At 34.7% G+C, this 24,886-nt stretch carries 25 protein-coding genes; 11 read left to right on the top strand and 14 right to left on the bottom strand.

Going from position 1 to position 24,886, the window contains the following annotated elements:
• Positions 1-2: 2 nt before the first annotated feature.
• The 5 genes from lpxK to ACT9TX_RS15470 form a co-directional block, all read right to left on the bottom strand.
• Positions 3-1,100 carry a tetraacyldisaccharide 4'-kinase gene (lpxK, locus tag ACT9TX_RS15490; RefSeq protein WP_481339638.1) on the bottom strand — a complete coding sequence of 366 codons (1,098 nt, stop codon included), beginning with the start codon at positions 1,098-1,100 and terminating at the stop codon, positions 3-5.
• 141 nt (positions 1,101-1,241) lie between these two features.
• Positions 1,242-1,811: a 5-formyltetrahydrofolate cyclo-ligase gene (locus ACT9TX_RS15485; protein WP_481339637.1), complete on the bottom strand. Its 570-nt coding sequence runs from the start codon at positions 1,809-1,811 to the stop codon at positions 1,242-1,244.
• A complete protein-coding gene (gene bioD / locus ACT9TX_RS15480) occupies positions 1,808-2,449 on the bottom strand; it encodes a dethiobiotin synthase (RefSeq protein WP_481339636.1) in 642 nt (213 codons plus the stop codon). Before bioD ends, ACT9TX_RS15485 begins: the two co-directional genes overlap by 4 nt.
• A gap of 304 nt (positions 2,450-2,753) precedes the next feature.
• Complete coding sequence (locus tag ACT9TX_RS15475; protein ID WP_481339634.1) at positions 2,754-3,296, bottom strand: RsmD family RNA methyltransferase; 543 nt, start codon at positions 3,294-3,296, stop codon at positions 2,754-2,756.
• 99 nt (positions 3,297-3,395) lie between these two features.
• Positions 3,396-3,728 (bottom strand): DMT family protein, encoded by a 333-nt coding sequence (locus tag ACT9TX_RS15470; RefSeq protein ID WP_481339632.1) that lies wholly within the window; start codon positions 3,726-3,728, stop codon positions 3,396-3,398.
• Between the two features lie 133 nt (positions 3,729-3,861).
• On the opposite strand from ACT9TX_RS15470, the gene ACT9TX_RS15465 reads away from it, so the two are divergent.
• The 7 genes from ACT9TX_RS15465 (at position 3,862) to ACT9TX_RS15435 (ending at position 9,310) form a co-directional block, all read left to right on the top strand.
• Positions 3,862-4,152: a hypothetical protein gene (locus tag ACT9TX_RS15465; RefSeq protein ID WP_481339630.1), complete on the top strand. Its 291-nt coding sequence runs from the start codon at positions 3,862-3,864 to the stop codon at positions 4,150-4,152.
• Between the two features lie 102 nt (positions 4,153-4,254).
• Positions 4,255-4,743: a hypothetical protein gene (locus tag ACT9TX_RS15460; protein WP_481339629.1), complete on the top strand. Its 489-nt coding sequence runs from the start codon at positions 4,255-4,257 to the stop codon at positions 4,741-4,743.
• Between the two features lie 502 nt (positions 4,744-5,245).
• Positions 5,246-5,941: a hypothetical protein gene (locus tag ACT9TX_RS15455; protein WP_481339627.1), complete on the top strand. Its 696-nt coding sequence runs from the start codon at positions 5,246-5,248 to the stop codon at positions 5,939-5,941.
• A 15-nt stretch (positions 5,942-5,956) separates the two neighbouring features.
• Entirely contained in the window at positions 5,957-6,988 is a 1,032-nt protein-coding gene (locus ACT9TX_RS15450; protein WP_481339625.1) for a hypothetical protein, read from the top strand.
• A 1-nt stretch (position 6,989) separates the two neighbouring features.
• A complete protein-coding gene (locus ACT9TX_RS15445) occupies positions 6,990-7,622 on the top strand; it encodes a hypothetical protein (RefSeq protein ID WP_481339623.1) in 633 nt (210 codons plus the stop codon).
• Between the two features lie 43 nt (positions 7,623-7,665).
• Positions 7,666-8,037, top strand: coding sequence for a VOC family protein (locus tag ACT9TX_RS15440; RefSeq protein ID WP_481339621.1), 372 nt, complete (start codon positions 7,666-7,668; stop codon positions 8,035-8,037).
• Positions 8,038-8,164: 127 nt separating this feature from the next.
• Positions 8,165-9,310: a retroviral-like aspartic protease family protein gene (locus tag ACT9TX_RS15435; RefSeq protein ID WP_481339619.1), complete on the top strand. Its 1,146-nt coding sequence runs from the start codon at positions 8,165-8,167 to the stop codon at positions 9,308-9,310.
• Between the two features lie 47 nt (positions 9,311-9,357).
• Here the strand turns inward: ACT9TX_RS15435 and ACT9TX_RS15430 are convergent, their stop codons facing one another.
• The 3 genes from ACT9TX_RS15430 to ACT9TX_RS15420 all read right to left on the bottom strand — a co-directional run bounded on the left by ACT9TX_RS15430 (position 9,358) and on the right by ACT9TX_RS15420 (position 16,017).
• Positions 9,358-9,735 (bottom strand): RDD family protein, encoded by a 378-nt coding sequence (locus ACT9TX_RS15430; RefSeq protein ID WP_481339617.1) that lies wholly within the window; start codon positions 9,733-9,735, stop codon positions 9,358-9,360.
• 81 nt (positions 9,736-9,816) lie between these two features.
• Positions 9,817-14,880, bottom strand: coding sequence for a putative type IX secretion system sortase PorU2 (gene porU2, locus ACT9TX_RS15425; RefSeq protein ID WP_481339615.1), 5,064 nt, complete (start codon positions 14,878-14,880; stop codon positions 9,817-9,819).
• An 18-nt stretch (positions 14,881-14,898) separates the two neighbouring features.
• Positions 14,899-16,017 (bottom strand): putative type IX sorting system protein PorV2, encoded by a 1,119-nt coding sequence (locus ACT9TX_RS15420; RefSeq protein ID WP_481339613.1) that lies wholly within the window; start codon positions 16,015-16,017, stop codon positions 14,899-14,901.
• 448 nt (positions 16,018-16,465) lie between these two features.
• Here ACT9TX_RS15420 and ACT9TX_RS15415 point away from each other — a divergent pair, with 448 nt between their 5' ends.
• From ACT9TX_RS15415 to ACT9TX_RS15400, 4 genes are read left to right on the top strand one after another with little or no spacing between them, the layout of a single operon-like run.
• Positions 16,466-17,032, top strand: a complete 567-nt coding sequence (locus tag ACT9TX_RS15415; RefSeq protein WP_481339612.1) for an RNA polymerase sigma factor — start codon at positions 16,466-16,468, stop codon at positions 17,030-17,032.
• Positions 17,016-18,332 carry a porin family protein gene (locus ACT9TX_RS15410; protein WP_481339610.1) on the top strand — a complete coding sequence of 439 codons (1,317 nt, stop codon included), beginning with the start codon at positions 17,016-17,018 and terminating at the stop codon, positions 18,330-18,332. The genes ACT9TX_RS15415 and ACT9TX_RS15410 overlap by 17 nt, the downstream gene beginning before the upstream one ends.
• Positions 18,333-18,336: 4 nt before the next feature.
• On the top strand, positions 18,337-19,632 hold the full coding sequence (locus tag ACT9TX_RS15405) for an LVIVD repeat-containing protein (protein ID WP_481339609.1): 1,296 nt from the start codon (positions 18,337-18,339) through the stop codon (positions 19,630-19,632).
• A 3-nt stretch (positions 19,633-19,635) separates the two neighbouring features.
• Positions 19,636-20,211 (top strand): hypothetical protein, encoded by a 576-nt coding sequence (locus tag ACT9TX_RS15400; RefSeq protein WP_481339607.1) that lies wholly within the window; start codon positions 19,636-19,638, stop codon positions 20,209-20,211.
• 298 nt (positions 20,212-20,509) lie between these two features.
• On the opposite strand, the gene ACT9TX_RS15395 is transcribed toward ACT9TX_RS15400, so the two are convergent.
• The 6 genes from ACT9TX_RS15395 to ACT9TX_RS15370 all read right to left on the bottom strand — a co-directional run bounded on the left by ACT9TX_RS15395 (position 20,510) and on the right by ACT9TX_RS15370 (position 24,764).
• Positions 20,510-21,442, bottom strand: a complete 933-nt coding sequence (locus tag ACT9TX_RS15395) for a hypothetical protein (RefSeq protein WP_481339605.1) — start codon at positions 21,440-21,442, stop codon at positions 20,510-20,512.
• Positions 21,439-22,017 carry a peptide deformylase gene (gene def / locus ACT9TX_RS15390; protein WP_481339603.1) on the bottom strand — a complete coding sequence of 193 codons (579 nt, stop codon included), beginning with the start codon at positions 22,015-22,017 and terminating at the stop codon, positions 21,439-21,441. The genes ACT9TX_RS15395 and def overlap by 4 nt, the downstream gene beginning before the upstream one ends.
• An 81-nt stretch (positions 22,018-22,098) precedes the next feature.
• On the bottom strand, positions 22,099-22,509 hold the full coding sequence (ruvX, locus tag ACT9TX_RS15385; RefSeq protein WP_481339601.1) for a Holliday junction resolvase RuvX: 411 nt from the start codon (positions 22,507-22,509) through the stop codon (positions 22,099-22,101).
• 71 nt (positions 22,510-22,580) lie between these two features.
• Positions 22,581-23,570: a UbiA-like polyprenyltransferase gene (locus ACT9TX_RS15380; protein ID WP_481339599.1), complete on the bottom strand. Its 990-nt coding sequence runs from the start codon at positions 23,568-23,570 to the stop codon at positions 22,581-22,583.
• Between the two features lie 12 nt (positions 23,571-23,582).
• Positions 23,583-24,119 (bottom strand): RNA methyltransferase, encoded by a 537-nt coding sequence (locus tag ACT9TX_RS15375; protein WP_481339597.1) that lies wholly within the window; start codon positions 24,117-24,119, stop codon positions 23,583-23,585.
• A 141-nt stretch (positions 24,120-24,260) separates the two neighbouring features.
• Positions 24,261-24,764: a hypothetical protein gene (locus tag ACT9TX_RS15370; protein WP_481339595.1), complete on the bottom strand. Its 504-nt coding sequence runs from the start codon at positions 24,762-24,764 to the stop codon at positions 24,261-24,263.
• Between the last annotated feature and the right edge of the window lie 122 nt (positions 24,765-24,886).

The following is a 24,886-nucleotide window of genomic DNA, read 5'->3' as shown; positions in this document are numbered from 1 at the left end:
TGTTAACTAATGTCAAAGTTATCAGCTAAAACTTTGGGATAGCTTTTTATAAAATTCACTACTAAATCATCAAATTTTTGCCCCTCACTGAACAAAAACTTGTGTTTAATAGGCAACACATACAATGGTAAATTTTCTAGCTGTTCAGTAAATTTCACCAATCGCACTGCGTCTTTTTCTGTCGTGAGAATCAATTTATTCTCAGCATCAATTTCATCAAATTTAGATTTTATTTCTTGTAAATCATCAATTGTGAAAATATGATGGTCGTTGTAGTTTTTTTGGTAGTACGTGTAAGCATGTTCTAGCAAATATTCTTTAATAGGTTTTGGATTGGCAATACCGCACACCAAATACACTTCTATGTCTTGCGTTATGGGCTTTTTAGTTTGGTTGTAAATATGATAGGGCACACCATATTCAATGGTTGTAAAAAAAATATGCTGCCTTTTTAGCGGCTTTAATTCACGAATGATTTTATTCTTTTTCTCATCCGATAAATCGGCGGGACATTTTGTAACAATAATAATTTGACTACGCTTTGCAGAAGCCCATTCGTCTCTTAAATCGCCTGTGGGCAAAAAGAAATCATGGGTGTACAAATTGCTGTATTCAGTTAATAAAATATTCAGCCCTGCATTTATAGAGCGATGCTGAAAAGCATCGTCTAAAATAATTGCGTCAAGGTTGGGTTTGTCATGTAATAATTGAGGTATTGCTACTAATCGTTCTTCACCTACTGCAACTGCAACATCAGGAAATTTAGAATGAAACTGCATTGGTTCGTCACCAATATCCAATGCTGTTGTACTAGTATTTGCCAATGCATAGCCTTTGGTTTTACGTTTATAACCTCTGCTTAAAGTGGCGATTTCAAAGCGTGGGTGTAATAACTGAATTAAATACTCTACCATTGGGCTTTTGCCCGTACCGCCAACAGCGATATTGCCTACGCAAATAAGTGGAAAATTGAATGTAGCTGAATGCAAATATTTCTTGTCAAACAGCCAATTTCTGATAATAATTACCGCACCATAAGCAATTGCAAATGGCAGCAATACAATGCGAAATGATTTTAGGAAAATATTATTGATGTTCATTTATAAAATTTTATAGGAACGCTGATGACACTGATTTTATTCGCCACATAGGCATATAGACACATAGAAAAGCTTTGTTTAAAAGTCTATCACTATATAATAAAAATCATGGCAATCATTCAAATCATCGTCAATCAGCGGTTAAAATTCATACACCTCATTTGGCGTAATACAAAAGTTTAAAGGTATGTCAAATTCGTTTTTGTCTGTAATCGCATCTACTGGTTCAAAATAACTAAAGCCCATTAGTGCAACATCTTCTCTACATTGGTTTAAAAATCTGTCATAAAAACCTTTACCATAACCAACTCTATAACCTTCTTTATCACATACCAACAATGGCACAAACACTAAATCAACGTCAATTGGATTAATAGTTTCGCCTTCTTTTGGCTCTGTAATACCATAACTATTAGTTGTGTAAACCGTATCCGCATCTATCAATTTTGCTTGCATGGTATTGGTAGTAAAATCGCTTACAGGATACGTAATTTGTAAGCCTTCAACCATATGCCTTAAATAGCTAGAATATAAGTGCGTATTGGGTTCTGCCATATTTGCCATTGGCCAATATGTGAGCAAAGTTTTAATACCATCAAAACTAAACGTTTGCAATTGCAGCAACAGCAAGTCATCCAATTTCAACTTTTCTTTAGATGAAATATCCAGACGCTTTTGTTTGTAAATGGTTCTTAGTTCAGCTTTTGTCATAATAATTGCTGTAAAGATAATCTGATAGCACCTGCTTGCGTTTTTACAAACTGCTTGTCTAATGTTTCTGCAAAAGGTATTGAACCAATTTTAGGATAGCCAGACCAGTTGACTATTTCATGTTCATAGTCTAAATATTGGTCGTTAAAAATCCAGCCCAAAACATCTATGCCACGTTGTTTGCAAATATTAGCGGTTAAAAGCGAGTGGTTGATGCTACCAAGATAATTCCTACTTACCAAAATTACTTTAGTTTTTAATTGCTTAATTACGTCAATAATAAATTCATTATCATTTACTGGCACCATAATACCACCAGCGCCTTCTATTACTAGATGCTCGTTACTAGTTACTGGTTGCTGGTTTACGATATTAGCGATATCAATACTTATACCTTCTTGCCTTGCAGCAATATGTGGTGAAGCAGGTAAAGCCAATTTGTACATTTCTTGATGAATGATGGTTTGCGAATTGCTAATTAAATCTTTAACTGCCAATGCATCTGTACCATCATCAAAACCAGCTTGAATAGGTTTCCAATAATCTGCTTGCAAAGCCTCTGTTACGACAGCACTAGCGACCGTTTTACCTATACCTGTGCCAATACCTGTGATAAAAATTAATTGTTGAGAATTCATTTTTTAAATTTAGAAACTAACCATTTTCTGATTAACTCATATTTTACCCAAAGCTTGTAATAAAGAATTAAAAATGCGATGCAAGAGACAAAGAGTGAAAAAAAAGTTTGAAACACTGGCATTACGCCATAACCTTCTTCTGTATAGGGTGGATAGACTTTAATCAAAAGCAAATACAAAACACAACAAAGCGCAATGCCTAAAAAGCAACAAGTAAACGTTACAATTGTAAACTTTAAGTATAAATAGCCCAATGAATGTTGTCGCATAAAAAAATAATTCGTGTAATTAGCTAAAATTCGTGTTATAAAACTGGCTCAAAAAACGAAAACACCGTTGTGCCATAATTTCTTTGAAAACTAAACCCTGCATAGCCTTCATAAGCATTACGAGGCGTGTGTTCTAGCACAAAATAGCCATCTTCTGCAATTAGCTTTTTCTCAATAATTATTTTAGGAATTTCATCAATAGTACCTAGCGTATAAGGTGGGCCAGCAAAAATAAAATCGTACTGTTCATTGCACGTGTTCATGTAACTAAACACATCCATTTGTAGCACTTTAGCATTGGTAATGCCAAGCATTGCACAATTCTTTTTGATAAAGCTGTGCATGGTGCTATCTTTCTCAATGATGGTTAAATCTTCAGCACCACGAGATGCTAATTCGTAACTAATACAACCTGTACCACCAAACAAATCAAGACATTTTAGCCCCTCAAAATCTATTCTATTTTGCAAAATATTAAACAACCCACTTTTTGCTATATCAGTTGTAGGTCTTGTATGTGGCATATTTGCCGGCGGTGCTATACGTCTACCACCATATTTTCCTGAAATTATTCTCATAAATATATAATTTTCACCACATAGACTCATAGTCACATAAGAAAGTAGCGAGTTTTAAATAAATATGTACCTTCTGTGCCTATGTGGTAAGTTAAAACCCTACTTTTTAAATGCAAAATAAACAGCACCAAGTATAAATAAAAAGCTAATCAGGTATTTCATTTGAAATGGCTCTTTTAAATACAATACTGCAAATACTGAAAACACTATTAGTGTAATCACTTCTTGGGTTATTTTCAGCTGAAAGCTATTTAACCCACTTGTAAATCCAGCCCTGTTAGCTGGCACCATTAAGCAATATTCAAAAAATGCAATGCCCCAGCTAAGTAAAATTGCTTTCCACAAAGGCATACCTGTGTCTTTTAAAAAGCCATACCATGCAAAAGTCATAAATATGTTTGAGCAAGCTAAAAGTGCAATTGTTTTTACCATCGATATTTATTTTTAAAGTTTTGCAAATTACTGCAATAACTACAGTACATTAGTCAGATAATTGTCAGTTTGCCATCTGAAACATATCAAGCACAATAGTTGTTAATTTTATTACCAGATTAAATGTAAGACTATGAACAAGTTTCAGGCGATAATTAAATTTACGATGGATGAAGATTTTATGACCCTAGTGCCAGCTCATCGTACCTACATTAACTTTTTAATGAACAAAGGCATTATAGATAGCTATGCCGTAAGCATGGAAACCCAAACCTGCTGGATAACCCTTAACACAGAAAGTAAAGCCAAGGCAGATAGCTATTTGGCCAAAACACCACTTTATAAATATTGGACTTACACCATAGAAGAATTGTTTGTGTACGATAGCCAACATTATCGCTTACCAGCCTTGCAGTTTAATTAATGTATACAAGCAGCAATAGTGCTTTAAACAAATGATGCTTGTAAAACGGTTATCAGCCAACTTTGTGCTTCAAATGAATGTTTATATCAAAAAGACAATCGTATGGCACATCCAAATTTGCAATTAATACAAGCTTTAAGAGACACCGCAAGTCGCTTAAAATCAGGCAATCATTACGCTTGGGGCAACCATGGCAGTTGCAATTGTGGCAATTTATTGCAAGTAGTTACCCAACTTTCAAAAGAAGAAATTTTAACCTACGCACAAACAGGTATAGGTGAATGGACAGAACTTGCAGAAGACTACTGCCCTACCACCAATGCACCTGTTAATCTACTAATCAACAAGCTAGAAAAATTGGGTTTAACGCCTACAGATATTCACAATATTGAATACCTAGAAGACCGTGAAATTTTAAACAATTTAGAAGGTGGCTTTCGCTGGCTTAAGCGTAACGTTCGTGAAGATGTAGTTGCTTACTTTGAAGCATTTGCCAATGTACTTGAAGAAAAATTAATCAATTCAATAGAAATTCCTGCTGAACTTTTTGCTACTAACAATCACATTGTACAGCAATTTGTTGAAGCATAATATTTTAATAAAATAATCCATATCAGAAGCTTGCCATCGGCAAGCTTTTTTATTTATCATGATACCAACGGTAGCACTACTATGATGCTATAGTTGCGTCGCACACTGCGGCGGTTAGATACTTTTTGGAGCTTTTATCTAAGCGAATTTTTATAGGCAATACGCCATTTAAATAATTACCAATGCCCATATATACTTGCCTGAGACAATTTGCATATTGCCTGAACATTATATAATGTTACCTAAGATACTTTACTTGTTACCCAATAGCTATATGTTATAACAAAATCAGATTTACATACTACTAAACGATGATATTTTTAAACACAAGGCACTTTACTTGATTCCTGACGGTAATATATTTTTGCCTGACGCATTTTTCTAATAGCCTAACACACATGGTAAATAATTTTAAAAAAATTACAACTTAAAGTATTGTAATGTAAAATATTTGCACGAACTTAGTACCATCAATAACTATACAAAAATATAAACAACAGCCATGAACAACAACAAAGTACCCAAACTGCGCATGTTTATTGCCGTAACCAATGTGTGCGACCAACATGCAACTGCCTACACTACCCTACCTGCATTTAGCAGTGCCTACACAAAATTTAAAGGGCTAGTAAAAAATATTAACGATAGCAATACCTTACTGCAAGGCGGTGTTACAGGGATTACTGACGAAAAACTTGCTAAGCGAATAGCTATGGCAGACATTGCTATTACCGTAGTAAGCGCCTTGAAAGCCTACGCACATGCAACAAACAATGCAACTTTAATAGCCGAAACAGACATTGTAAAAGACGATATACTAAGCTGTAAAGAAACCGATGCAGACGACATTTGCCTTCACATACACGACCTTGGTGGGCAACATCTTACAGCCCTTGCAGATTATGGTATTGCACAAGCTGACCAAGATACACTATCTAGCAGCATTGCAAGTTTTACTGAAAAAATTGGTAGCCCACGCAAGCATATTATAGATACCAAAACCGTTAGAGCCAATATTACCAAATACTTTAAAGAAGCCGACAGTATACTACTAAACCAACTAGATAATTTAGTAACTGTACTTAAAACCAAAGCCCCTGACTTTTACGATGCCTACCAAGCAGCAAGAATAATTGTAGACCAAGGTGGTAGCGGTAAAAGTGCGAGTGAGAAAAAGGAGGGTAATCATTTAAAATAAAAATAAAAATAGAACATGGCACATGAACCTAAACTAGAAGTATTCAAAATTGAACTAAAACCGATAGATAAAAAAATTGGTAGTACGTTCAAGGACTTTATTATAAATACTCAAGTAGTAGAAAACGAAAAACAAAAACTTAACCGAGATGATGATGATACGCACTTCACGCTAGAAATTTTAAAAAGGTTTATTAACAAAACAGACACTCAAGATTTTATTGCCGACGATAAAAGAAAAAAAGCTTTTGGTGCCTATGATACCAGACCATCAAATGAACTTGTGAATCCATCAATTATTCCCAACTCTAACCACTCATCTATTTCAGGCTTTCTAGAAGGTGGTAGATGGGGACAGCAAAGAGCCAAATCTTCATTAGATAAAAAAATTGAAAAGGAAAAAGTTGACCCGAATGATATAATTCTTGATAGATTCTTCTTTTATCTTCATTTTCCTTTGGATAACTCAAAAGGGGTTTTAATGATTCAGAGTTATACTGATGACAACATAACTGATGTCTTGAAAGATTTCTTTTCAAGTTTCTTTTCTCAAGAAAATCTGTATAAAAAAGCAAAAATTGAAAGATTTTATCCGCAAAATATTATAGATCAATTCAACAAATCAAGTGCTATAAAATCAATCTCGTACACAAGTAGTTTTTTAATCCCTCTTTATTCAGAAGAAACAAGTGAAGATATAGAACAAGAGTTTGTAATTAAAGTAGAAGCTACAGCAAAGAACCCAGTAAAAAAAGATATACTTCAGAAGTTAAGAAGTGCATTGGGTAAAATATCTTTTAAGGATAAAGAGCTAAAATACTTTGATGAAAGCAAGGCAGTTATTACAAATCAAGAAACAGGAAAAAACTGTAACTTCAAATTAAATAAGGACGAGAACGATATAAAGCCCGTTATTTATCTTGAACAGCATGGGATCTCTATAAACGAATTAGGAATACCAAATTTTGAGGAATTAAGAGAATTCTGTTTAGAGTTTCAGCAAATAATTATGGATGAAATAACACCTGAGAACAAAATCAAAGCATAAGATGGGATACTTAAAAATTTTACTTTCTAAAGCCAAAGAATGGCAATCTAAAGACATAAATGGAGTAGAAAATAAGCCCATTATTTACTTATATCCATACCAATGGGGAATACTTATTGTAGCTATGGCGAGTAATTTTTTCTTAAAAGAAGGTTTTAACAGTAATTTCATAGGATATATTATTGCCTCACTTTCGATTTTTATAGGCTTATTTATGAGTGTAATTATTAGTGTTTTTGATAAGTTTTTAAACATTGACTCAAACAAGTCATTTTCAACTATACAACAAAAGGCATTCTATAAAAGAAAAAAGAATTTCTCAGAACAATTTATAACCATTGGTAGCTACCTAATCATTATAGCCATTTTATGTATTCTTCTTCTTAGTTTCCCTCTAATTTTTGATAAGCACACTTATAAATTACAGGGATATTCATTTGTTAAAAGTTTTAAAGAAATACATAAAGATGAACTATTAAAGTTTTTTAAAGGTCTAGTAATATGTAGCTATCAAACAGGTGTAATGTATTGTCTATTAAAATTTGTATATCTCACATTGTTTGGCATAAGTAGCTTTTACAATTTTACTTTAGTAGAAATGAATAAAAAATCTAAAGAAATTTTGAATGAGTAAGCCAAGAATTAGGCAAAGAACCCAACGAAAACACTTCAAACATATGCCCACAACACTCGATAACATTGTATTGTTTGTAAAAGATGTTGCTGCTTTAAAACAGTTTTACACCAGCAACTTTTCATTTACTGTGGTAGAAGAAATTACCAACGAATGGGTGCTGCTGCAAGCGGGTGGCTGCGGTATTGGTTTGCATAAAATAGGTGCAGATTATATAGATGAAACTATTACCGAAACGAATGTAAAATTGGTATTTGCAGTAGATAATATTGCAGCGCTTCAAGCCCAACTTAAAACGCAACAAGTAAGCATTGGCGAGATAAAAACTTACCCTAACTATCCATTTTTAATATGCGATGGTAAAGATGCAGAAGGCAATGTGTTTCAACTAAAACAGGCTGTAAGTATTGGATAACATAAAACAAATTCATCAACAAAAAACACCTCTACGTCAAACAACAATTTCATTTGTAATTTTCCGTTCTTATAAAACCCACCTTGAAAGACTTGATATTATTTCCTTTTCATCAGAATGTCACGTCATGAAACATTTGTTTACAAGTATTATAGGCAGCCTATTATTAGGTGCAAATGTATTTGCGCAGCAAGCCGAAATAGATACTATACCATTTAGCTTAGAAAAGCGTTTACTGGTGTTTAAAGGCAGCATTAATGGCGTACCTATTGACTTTGCTTTTGATACAGGTGCTACGACCACCGTATCGAACACTAACACTAATACAGCCGCAAATATTGAATTGCTAGGTGGTCAACGTAAAGTAAAAGATGCAAACCAACAAGTAGCCAAAATAGACAACACTTTTATACAAACGCTAGCAATAGGCAATAAAAAAGTGACCAATTTTAAAGGTCTTAGCTACGATATGCAGTATTTAAACTGTGCCAATTTGGTATTACTTGGGCAAGATGTGATTAAGAAATTCAACTGGAAAATTGATTTTCAAAAGCAAGTATTGTACATATCTAATAAGGCTTTTGATACTGATAACACAATGATAACATGGCCAGTAACCTATAAGGGCGGCAGACCGCATATCAACTTTGCTGTTAATGGCAACAACTATTCAAACTGCTTGATAGATATGGGCTTTACACAAATATTTGATGTAAATCAAAATATTGAAGTACTAGATGCTGAGGCAAAATATAAAATCAGTCAGCAAAAAGCCAATCAACACATTACTTCTACCATGGGCCTAATGGGCTTAGGTAAGCCCGATGACATTACTTATTTTATAGCTGATAGCGTGTACTTTAATAACACATTATTTACCAAAGTACCAGTTAGTTTGAGTGCTAAAACAGATACCAAGCTTGGAGTACAATTTTTTAATGGCTGTTGCAAGCAAATGGTATTTAATTTCAGCACCAATACAATGCACTTATTGCTAAAAAATGAAGCTATTGCACCATTAAATCAATTTGATGCGAGAGTAACCATGCAAGATGGGAAATTTGTGATATCGGGCAAAAACATGAGTTCGAATACAACTGCAACAACATTAAATATCGGTGAGACTGTGAAAGCTGTAAACGGTAAAAAATACGCTGATTTTACTAGTGAATGCGAGTATTTACTTTGGACGTATCAATACAAAGAACCTACCATTACAATAGAAAAACTAAATGGAGAAATAGTGACTATTAAAAGAAGTACGTTGCTATAAATCAAACATTATTTTATTTACTTTCCACGTCTCTCATTTCACGTAAGTTACACTTCTACCACATCTGTTTTACTTAAATAGTCGTGCAAGGTTTTGTTTAACAAAGGTTGAAAAAACAAATCTATAATGGTAACACGTACTAAGCTACGAACGAGTATCTGCAAGATATTTGGTCGTTTACCATTATTGCTTACCACTTTAGAATAGCTGAGAAATTTACCTGGTGTACGAAGAAAAATAGCTTCAAATAAAGTATAGTAAACAAATAACGTACACCAGAAAAAGAAAGCAAAATTATGCCCTTTATAGCCGTAGTAATACACATAGGACCTATACCCTTTTGCAATGAAATAGGCAATAATGGCTATCAAAATTGTATCTACTAAAAAATTTATAACACGTGTACCAATACCTACTTGTCTCATAATACTAATTCCATTTGCCGCAAATAAACGAATAATAACAGCGTTGGCTGTTGATAGTTTAATGATTAACCATTTAATAGTTTAGCGCATTAAATACATTTTGCCATAGCCTGCTTTAAAGTAAGCATCGGTGCTATTGGCTTTATCTGTAGGTACATTAAACTTCTCTAAGTTGCTGCCATTTAAATTGGTAACTACACGATACAAATACACACCATTACCCAATTTACTACCATACATATCTGTGCCATCCCATTTAAACTCGGTGATATTATTTCCAATGTGCAAAGGCCCTAATTCGTCTTTCGTGATTTCTCTCACTATTTTACCTGTTACAGTTAATATTTGAATTTTAATGTTCTGTGGTATTACCGTACCTGTAAGTGTAAAGGCAAAAGCTGTAGAGGTTGTAAATGGATTTGGATAGTTAAACACATTACTTATCATGGCTTTATTGTACACAGTAAATGTTACACGGTATTCTTGCGAACCAGAAGTATTGCCATTTTTATCTTTACCCGTTACTATCAATTCGTACTTACCATCAAGTAATAAATAAGGTGTAAAATCAATGGTAGCAGCATTTTCGCCACTAGATAAATTGGCGGCTGTAAAGCGCAAAGTATCAGTATTAAAGCGGTACTTACGCAACGAATTATCTGGAAAACGTAATTGCAACGCCATTAAAGATGTATCGTCTAATGCCTGATACATCGACTCGTCTTTCAACTTGATGTGTATGGCTGGCTTGGCAGCTACAATATCATTGTTTAAAATGTGTACCCCATCAAATGTTACATCCAATATTGGCTTGATGATATCATTCTTCACCACAAAATTCTTGTACACAAAGTTGTTAAAATGATACTGCTCAGGCTGCGCATTTTCAGGATTTACATCTACAAATAAAGTATTAGTACCACTAAAGTTTTTGGTATTAATGGTTGCTACTACCATTGCTGTATCGCCTGAAACAATCTTCTTCAGTCTAGTAGGCGGTAAGGTTGTGGTAGTATTGTTTTTATCCACTATTTGCATTTTCACCAAAATACTATCAGGAAAAGCCACGTCACTAATATTTTTAAACGCTAAGCCAAGGTTTAAATTTTCGCCTGCCTCAAGCGTGTCTTTAAATGTGTATTTAATGTTTGGTGCAATAGCGCCTTCTGGTATAGGATTGTACAAAAAGCGCCAATATTTAAACTGATAAGGGTTCAATTTTACGGTATCGGTAAGGGTTACATACAATTGCAAGTAAGGGTAAGTAATTGCATTAACGCTAGATAAATCAACAGTAGTCTGCGTTTCATTGACTGTGAACAAAGTATCTGCTACCGTAGCATTTACTTTAGTGCCAAGTACCTGAACTTTTACAATATCGCTAGCATCAGTTCTTGTACCTGCAAATACCAATTGTTTCCATTGCTGCGCTTTGCCAAACAACGGCGAAAGAATACTACCAGTATTGTGCAAAGGTGTTACAGTTGCATCAAGCACTACCTTGTCATATTTATCTACAGAAAATTTATATACTGGCACAAAACCACTACCGCCTTTGCGATAAATAAATACAAAACTTCTTGGTCTGTTAAATGAATCAATATCTGCAAAACCTGCATTTTTTAAGCGATGGTATAAACTATTACCAGTACCGTAAACGCTTTCATCTTGCTTCAAATCATTGGCAAAATCGTAACCAAAAGGTTCAATAATCATAGACCTTACCACCACATAAGCACCAGATGGAATAATATTATCCATAAAATCCATTGCCTTCTTTCTATCAGTTGCGTTGTTGGTAGCAAATGCAAAATCATATTCACGACCAGAATTAGCCCCAGCTTGCCCAGCTAATGAGCCATATTGACCAGGCTGACCAGAGTTGGTATTAAACATGGCTTTTAAACTCACAGAATCAAACACATTGAACGTAATATTAGTAGCCCTATATGACGCACCTTTAATTGCAGGGTTAATATTATCGTTAATTGCAACCGAATAATTAATTTCTGCATCGCTACCATAAGGATACACAGCATTGCGTACGGTTATTTTTGTAGGATTTGGGGTAAAATTAAACTTACGTTTTACTGTATCAATACTTATTTGGTTAAGCGTACTATGCGTTTGCTGATACACGTGCGATTGATTAAACCCAGGTGAATTTGCATTTGCCAAATAAATAAAACTGCTTTTGCTATACACATAGCTACCGCTTGTAGGCACTTGCGCAACACGCCAATAATATACGGTACTATCTTTAAAACTAAAGCCAAGATCAAACTCTAGTGCACCACCAACTGACGCTAAGTTTTTAGTGACTTTAAAACTAGAATTGAACAATTCAGTGGTATCAATATCCATCACATAATTACGCTGAGTACTTAATGGATTGGCTGTAGAAGCAATCAACTTAATAATAGGCTTATTCACTATTGCGTGATTCAATGGATACACCGTAGTTACTGCATCATCAAAAATTATAAACTGCTTGGTAATACTGTTATTCACTTCATTTTGTTCATCGTATTTGTTATCGCTATCAATACTTACAATAATAGCATTATTGCCTTTATCTCTAGTAGCAATAATTGGCACGTTCAAACTAATTGAATCCATGTAACGCACACTTTTAATGCGTTGGTTGTAAATTGTTTGCAAACTACCATCAGGATATTGACGTCTTACCAAAGCTGTTACAGAGTCACCCGTTGCTTTACCTACATTATACAAGTAGGCTTTCACTGTAAATTGATTATCATTCACAGAAATTACTGAAGGGCTAATACTTACTTGCGGATCTTCAACTACAAAATCGGGCTTAGCTGCTGCGTAAATGGCAATACTTGGGTCACCATTTAAAACGGTTTCTTCAGCATGTATTCTAGAAAAATAATCCAAGAAATTAGAAGAACTATTTTTTAGCGCTGTAATACCATCAATGATGTTTTTGGTAACCGGTTTACCATAACCAGCATTGGCTAATGATTTATAAAAACCGTTAGAATAGGTATCTAAATAAGTGGTTAAACCAAAGTGTGTGCTACCTATAAAGCCAATAGCACCGCGGTTTTGCGCCGATACAAATTTTTCTGCTAAAGAGGTAATTAGAAATGTTCTTGTAGTATCAAAATCGAAGAAATTACCAGCGCTACAACCATTAACCAAAAACATAGGGTACTTACCTACATTGTTATAATCTTGAGGATCGTTTAAATTGTAGCTTAAAGCAGATGCTGCCGAGTGACCGAAATAAGACAACATACTGATACCATTAGAAAACAGATTGCTCATTTGTGTACTAGTGGTTGCAATAGCAGCGGTACTTGTTTTGTTAAAGTTGGTAACCGTTGCCCCCATCAATGTATCTCTTACAATGTTCTCATAGTTCTTTAAGTAAAAGGTTAGTAATGCATCTAAACCTGCATCTTCTGCACCTACTACATGCACCATTTGCTTCATCCATGCTTTGTTGCTTATGGTTTGATTGGTTGATGTTGCTTGTAATTCGTAGTCTTTTACTTTTTGTAAATAATCGGTTAATTCTTGCGTACCTGCAACAGATAATCTACCTACATTAATGGATGGTATGGGGCTTAAATCTGCTGATACCAATAAGTTATCGCTTGCTGGCCAGCCCCAAGTTGGCACTAGGTTTAGCCTATCGGCAAATGGTGATGACTCATGGCTTCTATACGCATCGTACGATACACCTTTACCCATTAACAAGATAAAACTTGGTTGCTTGCTAAACGTAGCTTTTGCGTAACGCACAAAGTTTTTAATACTCAATGGATGCTTTTTTATACCATACGCAAATTGATCTACCAGTTCATCTATATCATACACTTTGGCATTGTAACTACCGCCTGCACCGCTTACCCTATACTGTCTGTATTGCTCTACAGGATTGGTACCTGTCATTAATAATTTGTTAGACACAATTAAATAGTCGCCTTGATTAGAAGTGGTAGCATAGTTAATAAAATTACGCTGCTGAAAACTACTGGCGTAAGTGATATTACTAGCATCTTCACTTACTAAAATAAAATTGGTTTCTGTGCTAGAAGCAGGCAATGCAAACCTTAAAACACCTGCTGTTGCTGTATTTGCTGCATAGCGAATATTATTGGTTACATCATATAAAACTGGTGTGGCAGCACCTGCACTAAAGTTGGTAATGTTTAAGAAATTGCCATTTGGCGAAGCCGCTAACATGAAACTAAAATTAGCCGCACCACCAAAATTAAATTGACGAGGATATTTCAAATCAATGTAGGCACACACTACCCTATCAAAACTATCTGAAGTTACAATTTTAAGATTGAAATTATCGGTTGTATTGGTTAACCCTGCTAAATTGACATTGGCATTATTGGCTGTTGTGGCTGTAAAACCGTTTAAGGGTTGGTCTATTAGTAAGGTGTTATTTAGCCTTAATTGTACGTTTCTATTTTTATTGGCATTAGCTGCAAAAGCACTTGTAACACTTGCTGCAACAGCAACATTGGCTGCATATAAATTAGGTATGTTGACCGTTAAAGGCGAAGCCAATTGAATTTCTCGAGAGCTCCAAAACTCACCAATATCATACGATGATGAATACACATTTTCACCCGCATTTACAGCATAACCACGGTTAATAATGTCTATGAAATTAATGCGGTGATTGTACATGAAATAAGCATCAGCAGGCAAGGTATTGTTAGCTACATCGTTAGTACCATTTGCGTAGCGCAAATTATTAGCCACAATACTATTAACCGTTAAAAAGAACGCAGCCGTATCTGTTTGCAAACTCACTTTATCACTTACTTGAAAGCTTGCATCACGGTACAAATATTTATCTGTAGCACCATCATTTCTATCGCCCCAAAACTCAATGTAGTCGTTGCTAGATAAGGCAGCGTTACTTACACTTGTGTACAATGTTACTTGCTTACCATTGCGCCACAATTGAAATTGATTGGCATTTACAGATTGTAAAGCCGTTGGCAAATCGGTTTGTCTTATTCTATACAAACCAGTTTTGCCCACCTTAAACTTGTAGTAAGTTTTGGTGTAGTCAATCCATTCGTTATTAATAGGCTGTGCCACTAATTTGGCAGCAAATAACAGTATGATGATGGCAAATATTTTTCGCATAAAATGAGCGTTACAACTTTACTTTTCTTTTCTAACTAAATCTATTTTTAAAGAAAAAATGTGCGTGTATAATGGATTTGATTGATTAGCCAAATTTGTAAACGCATAATCGATACCAACATTGCCAAATCTAAACCCGGCACCAACACTTGGTTGGTAAATCCACACCTTTTTTTGGTTAGTAGTATCACCATCGCTTAAGGCTTGCTGAAAATTAGAAATACCGCCACGCAGAAACAAGTTATTATTAAAATTTGCTTCAAGGCCTATACTTGGATCAATGCTTACAGCGCTAGAACTAAGCACAGTATTACGCTTCCCATCAAATGTGCAACTTAAATTAGCTTCAGCTAGCAAGTGAAACTTGTCATTAAAAGCAAAATTGTAACCTGTACCAAGCACCAATCTTGGTGCAGTCATTTCGGTACTTTTTACAGGTATATCGTTATTAGTTAAGTATAAAACTTCTTTTTCTCTGTCGGTAAATGAAAAACTCCAAGCATTAAAAGTGGTGGTAGCATCACGTAACACTGCCGCCAAGCGCCAGTTTCTTTTTTGCATTTGAATACCTACATCGAAACCAAAACCCCATGCTTGTGCAAAACTACCCACCTTACGGTAAATAACTTTTGCGTTGCCACCAACGCTTAGTTTCATGTCATCATCGTCACGTAATTTTTGCGAGTAGCTCAATAAAAACGCATAATCAGCAGAAGAAAATGTAGAGATATTGTTGTAGTTGATAGAACCATCTGGCTCTACCAAGTACAAGGTATTTGGTATATCATCAACCGCAAAGCGAAGCACCGAAATACCCAAAGTTCTGTTACCATTTTTAGTAGGTAAAGCCAAGCCAGCAAAGTCGTATTTGGCTATGCCAGAAAAATATTCAGCGTGCATAACACTTAGTTGTGGATGCAGCGTAACATTGGTTAAAGCTGCAGGATTCCAATAACCCGAAGTAGCATCGTTTACACTAGCCACTTGTGAGCCGCCCATACCAAGGCCTCTTGCACCAGCACCAATGTTTAAAAATTCGTTAGAATATTTTCTAAATTGAGCCTGACCGTTACTTGCAACAAGCAATAACAGAGAAAGCCCAAAACACAATTTCAATCTTAGCATGTTTATGGTCATAAATAGGCTGTAAAATAAGCAGTTTTTGTTTATTTGTTAATGTGATGTTTTTGTACCATTGTTAAGAACTAATAATCTATGATTTTGCTGCATTAGCAAAACGTTTTTATTGGCAAAAATTAGTAAAATGAAATGTAAGAAAAGCAACCAATAAATAACTAGCACAGTTAACAATTTGTATGGCAATGTGTCAGAAAAGCGCCTATTACTTTTGTACACTTACAGTATAGAAAGAGTATACCTTGAGTATATCGATAGCAGACCTATAGCAATGTAAAATACTAAAAAATAATGCTGCAAAAATGACAGATTTAATAATAAAACTTATGTTATACTACTTGTAAAGCTAAAAGTGCCACAGATTATGGTTATTTATTTATTACCTAAATATATTTTCTGTCCGCTGCAATGAAAAGCATAAAGCCTAAGTCATACTATTGTTATACCAATGGAACAACACCAAGATTTAATTAAAGCCTGCTTAAAAGGCAAGCGTGAGGCACAGTACGAGTTATACAACTTGTACGCACCTACTATGCTTGGTGTTTGCTATCGGTATACAAAAAGCTTAGAAGACGCAGAAGACGTGTTGCAAGATGGGTTTATAAAAGTATTTACCAAACTACATCAATACAAGCAAGAAGGTGATTTAGGTGCATGGATAAGACGAATAATGGTAAATAGTTCGCTTGCGTATTTACAAAAGCATAATCGCTATAAAAAAGACTTACAGCTTGAGGACATAACGCTGCATCCTGTAAGCGATGATAATCCATCCATCAACTTGAATACCAAGGCGATAGTTGACATTATTAGAGATTTACCCTCAGGTTATCAAACCATTTTTAACTTGGTAGCGATTGAGGGTTATAATCACATAGAAGTATCAGAACTATTGAATATCAATGTAAATACTGTAAGAAGCCAATATAGCAGAGCAAGAGCTATGTTGATTACAGCATTAAAAAAAAATGAACAGAATACTTTAAGCAAACAATATGCAGGAGACATTTGAACATAATATATCTCAGCAGCTAGATGATTTTAAGTTGCAGCCCTCACCTATTGTTTGGCAAGAGGTAGATGCAGCTTTACATCCAGAACGCAAAAGACGTTTCATCATTTGGTGGTGGTTAAGTGCTGTAATTATTGGTGTCAGCGCTATTAGTTATTGGTTAATAATCAACCGAATATCAACAATTACACCCAAGGAAATTGCCAATAATCAAATGAATATTAACAAGGCAATTAATTCAACAAAAAACACTTCACCGATTGAAACTAAAAAAGAAACTAATAAGCCATTAATCATTGATAAAGAAGTAGTTATTGCAATTGAAAAGCATCAAAAAGTATTACTTGGCAAACCTAAAATTACAATACCAATTTACCAGCAAAATACTAATACGAACAATAATAGAACAGCTAAAAAAGAATTAATTACGAATAGTAGCATTAAAACTGAAAGCACTGATAATGTTATAGTTAAGAGCGATGATATTAATCTTAATAATCAACCAATAACATCATTTGAAAAGCAAAGCGACAGCATAGTTACAATCATAAAATCTAGCCAAGATATAGATACTAGTAAGACTGTTACAAAAGATAGAAAAGCTTCAAAACAATCTCGTTGGTTAGTAACAATTGGTGGCGGTATTTTACGAACTACATTAAATTATAAAAATAATAATACTGGTGTTAGCAGTAGTGCCTCAATTGGCAATGGTGGTTTTACTGGTGCATCTAACAATAACCAACCTATTATTACTTCACCAAAAACTGGCTTTAATGTACAAGTAGGTCTAGCGTACAATACTGAATTAGGTAAACATTGGCAGTTACTAACAGGCTTAAAGTATCAGTATTTAACCAACCAACATGGTGTAAAAGCAGATACCACTACTGGCTTCACCAATAGTTTTATAGCCGACAATAACAACTCAATTACCAATAAAGCACATTGGTTACAATTGCCAATCACTTTTGCTTACAACTTACAACCTAATAGCAAGCATCAATTAAATGTACTAATGGGCGGTTCTTTAGCTTATGTAATTTCTGAAAAATGGCTTATTAGTAACGCAAATACTGGCAGATTTTATTATGATGTATCTGTAAATAATAGATGGCTATTTGGTGTACATGGTGGCTTATCATATGCTTTTTCGCAGAAATTAAACTTGGCTGCCATCGCATCTTACACGCTTTCTCCTATTCAATCTCAAGTAACAGATAAAAACCATTTTGTTCAATACAATCTTCAACTAAGTACGCCTATCTCATTTTCAAACAAGAAAAAATCTAAAAAATAATACCATGCTACGTCACACTTTTTACAAGCTATTACCAATAGCTACTGCCATTTTTTTGTTTACAAGTTGCTTTAAAGATAGTGGCACCAAAACCTATAAAATTTACACACCCATTTTTCAAACTACGCAACAAGTGAGGGCTTCTGTAAAAAATGATGCGCCTAAACCAATTAACAGTGTGGGCAAAATGGTACTCATTGGCAATTACATTTACCTAAATGAACCTCAAAAAGGCATTCATATTATTGACAACACCAACCCTTCGAATCCAATAAACAAAGCATTTATCAATATACCTGGCAATGAGAATTTAGCCATAAAAGACAATATTTTATTTGCCGATTGTTTTACCGATTTAATGGCTATTGATGTTAGTAATCCTAACAATATTGTTACCAAAAACTTCATCAATAATTTATTTCCAGAGCGAAGGAATATTAATGGCTTTTCAGTAGATAGTGGTAAAGTAATTGTCGATTGGCAAGTAAGAGACACCACAATAAATATTGACATTGCAGAAGGGCAAGGCATTTGGAAAAATGGCAGCTACATTACTTCTAATATCAATTGGATGGGTGGCATCGCTTTTTCATCGGCAGCTTCCACAAGTAGCGGTAAAGGTATTGGTGTTACAGGTTCTACATCTAAGTACGCTATTGTAGATAACTACTTGTATGCACTTACTTCTAGCGAACTTAAAGCAATTAATATCTCACAACCTGATGCACCAAAAGCTGCAACTTCTACCAACATTGCTTGGGGCTTAGAAACTGTTTTTCCGTTTAAAAACAATCTCTTTATTGGCACGCAAACAGGTATGTTTATCTATGGTTTAAGCAACCCAGAAAAGCCAAATCAACTGAGCTTATTTGCACATGCACGCCTATGCGACCCAGTAATTGCAGACGATAAATATGCCTTTGTAACCCTTCATTCAAACAACAATCCTTCTACAGGTTTCTTTACTTGTATGGGTAATCAAAATCAACTAGACATCATTGATATTACTGACGTTACTAAAAGCAAATGGCTAAAAAGCTACAATCTTACGAGACCTTATGGCTTAAGCAAAGACGGCAATTTGCTATTTATTTGCGATAGTGAAGCAGGCTTGAAAATATTTGATGCAACAGACCCACTGAACCTAAAACAAACCAAAACAATGACTATAGGTACTACTAGCGATGTGATTGCATTAGATGGTATTGCCTATGTAACTACTTCTGAAGGCTTGTACCAATTTAGCTACAAAAACAGCAATGACGTTACTTTATTAAGTAAAATATCACTAAACAACTAAGCCATGAAGTACAAATTACTAGCGCTGTTATTACTTTCGTATTCATTGGTAAATGCGCAAAAGAAAGCCATAAAATACAACAACATTACTAATATTGGCTTGCTAGGTGGTAGCTCACAAAATGCCTTTACACTACAAACCATCAATGGTATTAAAATAGATGAATGGCAACTAGGCCTTGGTGTAGGATTAGATAATTATGGCACTAAAAGCATTCCTGTATTTGTAGATGTAAGAAGAACTTTTGGCCTTAAAAAATGGCAGCCATTGGTATATGCAGATGCTGGGATTAACTATACCTTACGTTGGGGAAATTTTGCAGCAAAAGACTTTAACAACCAATATTATTTTGACCTAAACAACACGTTTTATGGCGAATTAGGTGTTGGTTTATCAAAAAAAATAAGTAAGAAAACTAGCTTAAATATTACGGCAGGTTTTAGTTACAAGCATTTGAGTTATACAGAAAGAGACTACAATCCCTATGTTACATTATATAGTATATATCCACGTCCATCAACTTACGATTTTGATTTTTATTACAAAAGATTGGCACTAAGAGTGGGCTTGCAGTTTTAAACTATGCACTACATAAGCAATTTGGTGTATTTCCAAAATTAGAAATACAGCACATTAAATAATTTGCCCTACTTGCAAAAGTTACAATACATCGCATCATATAATTTACCCTATCTGTAAAAGTTGCAATATACTACATTATGTAATTCGCCTTACTTGCAAAAGTTACAATACACTACATCACGTAATTTGCCCTATTTGCAAAATCGGAAATACACCACGTCATGTAATTTGGCTTATTTCTAAAACTTGGAACAAGTCAAATTAAAAAATCTGACTTGTTTCTAAAACCAGAAAACTATTCTTTCTTAAAATCAAATAGCGTTGCGGTAAAAACGCCACGTTCTCTTTTCTTAAACACAACATCCCAATTACCTGTATAGCGCAGAATTTTAGGCACTAACAAACCTTCAAATTTCGTCATTTCTACCTCCATACTCACATCAAAATCGTATACACCTGCTTTGTAGCTAAGTGCGTAATTTCTTGCAAGTACCTCAAGGGTTTTAATATCAAACCAAGTAATCATTGCATCTACTACTATATCATCTTTTCTAAACAGCCCAAGCTTTTCTTTAGGCGTAATGGAAAAAACATAGCAAGGCTTACCTTGAAACTCTTGTACATCTAAGCGATAATCGTACACTTTAGCAGCATGATCATCGTACAAGTCTAGTTTATCGCCTATAAATGGTATGCCTTTTATCTTTTTACCTGGGTTAAAAAAAAGCATTTTCAACTGCTCTTTGTGTTTGCTAATGCCAGATTGCCCAGCCGTAGAAATCACATGACCAGTTACAATATTATCCTCACCGCATATTTTGCCTTTGGTAAAAAACAAGGCTGCATACAATTCAGCAGTTAAGTAATTGTAATTATGATTTTTATCGTAAAAATCGCCAGTTGTTTGCTCTTGCAAAATGGTCATTGTTCTACAACCTGCAGCACGTTGCTGTTGCGTTTTACCAAATAAAGAAGCTTTTACTACACCGTTTTTATCCATCATTTTTATATCATTAAATGATGAATAATTTAGAATCCGCAAGTTGCGAAAAGCCTTGTAAAACGTAGTATCGTCTTTAATTTGTTGCAGTACTTTTTTATAATCAAAATGATTACGCACTACAACTTCTGGTAGGTTTATTTTTTTGTTGTCAATAATGATAGAAGTATCCTGCGCTGTGGCCACAGCACTTATTAATAGAAAAGCTATCCATAGGCGTATTATCATTTGCCAAAACTCATTCTATAATCTACTTTCACTTTGCCTTTGGTAATATCGGTCAATTTACTACCAAGCATTTTTTTGCGCAAAGGTTTTAGGTAATCGATGAATAATTTACCTTCAATATGGTCGTACTCATGTAAAATTACACGAGCCGTAATGCCAGTAAATGTTTTTAATTGTGGTTTAAAATTGGCATCTAAATATTCAAGCACCACTGTTTCGTGGCGACTTACATCTTCTCTAATTTTTGGTATAGACAAACAGCCTTCGTTATACACCCATTCTGGCCCAGATAGCTCTATAATTTTAGCGTTGATGAAAGTTTCTTTTAAGCCAGGTTCATCGCTGTATTTGCCTTTATCTTCTTCATCTTGATTGTCAAATATTTGCTTACTATCAACAATAAACAAGCGAATATTTCTATTTATTTGAGGTGCAGCCAAGCCAACACCATAGCTACTGTACATTGTTTCCCACATATCATCTAAAAGTTTTTTCAACTCAGGATAATCAGGGGTAATATCTTCTGCTACTTTGCGTAAAATGGGATTGCCGTAGGCTACTATAGGTAAAATCATATAACTCAAGAAATCCTACCTCTAGGCAGGTATTAAAAATGTAATTTAAGAGGGCAAATATAAGCGATGCGCAGTTGTTAACTAGCGATTAAGCAAATACTCTTGTAGCAACATGGTGGCAGCTACTTGGTCAATATTAGCTTTTACCTGTCTGTCTTTCTTTTTCATGCCCATTTCTACCATGGATCTTGTGGCATTTTTAGAAGAATAGCGCTCATCTACTGTTTGCACTGGTATTGTAGGAAAGTTTTTTTGTAACTGCTTAATAGCGGTCAAAACCAAAGGCGTGCCATGTGTAGGTGTATCATCCAAATTCAAAGGCAAACCAATGAGAATTAATTCCACCGATTCTTTGGAAAAATAGTCTTTTAAAAAAGGCATTAAGGTTTTGGTATCAATGGTCATTAATGCGGTGGCAATAATCTGCATAGGATCAGTAACTGCAATGCCTGTGCGCTTTGCGCCATAATCTAAACAAAGAATTCGTGCCATAGCCCCTAACCCCTAAAGAGGGATTTTTAAATTAATTGGAAAATTCGTGTAATTCGCAACCATTAGTGTTATTAAAAGACCACTAAATCCGCTATCACAAACACTGCAAATACCACGCTTGCAATACCATTAGCAGTCATAAAAGCCAAGTTTACTTTACTCAAATCATTAGGTTTTACAATGGCATGTTGGTAAATAAGCATGGCTACAAATACTGCGACACCAAGCCAATACAACCAATGAAAATGACCATAAAAACCTGCTGCAATAACACAAGCAGCACTTACAACATGCAATATTTCAGATACACGTAAGCCTTTGCCTTTACCCAAAACTGCAGGTAATGAATACAGTTGCTGCGATTGGTCAAACTCAACATCTTGCAACGCAAAAATGATATCGAAACCACTTACCCAAAAAATTACAGAGAAAGAAAAAAGTAAAGATAAAATGTCAAATTTACCAGTAACAGCCAAGTAAGCACCTATTGGTGCAAGCGATAAACCCAAACCTAGCACCAAATGGCATAAAGCCGTAAAACGCTTGGTGTAGCTATAAAATAGTATTACAAACAAGGCGACAGGACTAAGTGCAAAGCAAATAGTATTGATAAAAAATGTGGCTACTACAAAAATGATACAAGATAAAATCACAAAACGCAAAGCACTATTTGCCGAAATAATACCAGCAGGTATTTCTCTTATAGCTGTACGTGGATTTTTAGCATCAAAACTTCTATCTAAATAACGGTTAAAAGCCATTGCAGCACTACGTGCAGATATCATGCAGATAAGTACAAGTACAAATGTGATAATGTGATATTGTGCTAATGTGCTAATTAAGCCATCTATAATTGTTGCTTTTCTATTCAAGTTCCATTGACCACTACCAAAGCTACTACCACCATAAAGTGAATTCGCAGAATGATAAACTGTTGTTTGTGTACTAGATGAAATCCTTCCTTTAAAAATCCCAAGAAAAAAACCAATAAACGCAAAAGGCATGGCGAAAATGGTATGCGAAAACTTTACTAACGACAGATAATTCTTTACTTTACTCATTCCATTCATCAATTAAAACTTACTAAATCTTGGTTCACTCAATTTCCACAACACAATACCAGCAGCTACACTAATATTTAAAGAATGCTTGGTGCCTAATTGCGGTATTTCTATACAACCGTCGCACAAAGGCAAAATGGCTTCATCCACACCTTCAACTTCATTACCAAATACCACAGCAATTTTTTCACTGCTATTATTTACAAAGTTCTCTAAAGAAATACTGCCTTCAACTTGTTCTACTGCATATACTTTATAGCCACGTTGTTTTAAATCGTTTACAGCACTTGCTGTCTCTTCATAATACAACCAATCTACAGTTTCTGTTGCACCTAAAGCTGTTTTATGAATATCTCTATGTGGTGGTTGCGGCGTAAAACCACAAAGGCAAATGGCTTCAATTAAAAACGCATCGGCTGTTCTAAATACGCTACCTACATTGTGCATGCTTCTAATATTATCTAGCACAGTAACTATGGTATTTTTCTCGGCTTGTTTAAATTCTTCTTTGCTCATTCGCCCCAAGTCATCCATACTTAACTTTCTCATGCCTGCAAAGATATGTGTGTGACTAAAAGATTACTAAGATTGCCTACAGTAAGCAAGAAACTTGAAGTAAAAGTTACCTAAAAAGCAAATAGCCATCAAAATTTGATGGCTATTTGAATATTTTGCGAAGCGCTTATTTATTTAAAAATACCCTTTAAAAGTACCTGAGTACGAAACTGCTGTACCTAAATAGTTAGTCACTTTTGTTGTATAAGTACCTTCAATTGAAGCAGCAGATATTGTGGTAACAGTGATTGTACCAGGGCCTGTACTTGTATAAGTTGATGAATAAGCGTCTGCATTAGTAGTTCCAGCATAGTAGCCAGCCGCTGCATTTTGCGATGCCGTGCTGCTTGCTAAAGAATACGTACCAGTAGTTGATATGTTTTTAAGTATAAAGCCTGCACCAGTAATACTTGGCGAAATAGTTATAGCCGCGCCTATATAAATACTATCAATTGTAGCTGTTGTTTTTCTAGAAAACACAGTATTTGTACCACTAATATCAAATGTTAAACCACCTGTAGCGGTAACTCTACCTTGCCCTGATGGATAAGTTGGTGCGCCATCATCCTTTTTACAGCTTTGTAAAAGTGTTCCAACCAATAAAATTCCAAATAAATAGGTAGTCATCTTTTTCATCATAACAAGGTATTTATACTGTTTTAATATTTATAAATATATGGCAAACCTTACTAAAGTTGTACCTTTTTTCTACAAAAATGTCTTTTACATGACTCGTTTACTAAATCAATCGCTGCCTTATA

This window comes from Parasediminibacterium sp. HNIBRBA5674 (assembly GCF_056745525.1).
This window is presented reverse-complemented; position numbering and strand designations above follow the sequence as displayed.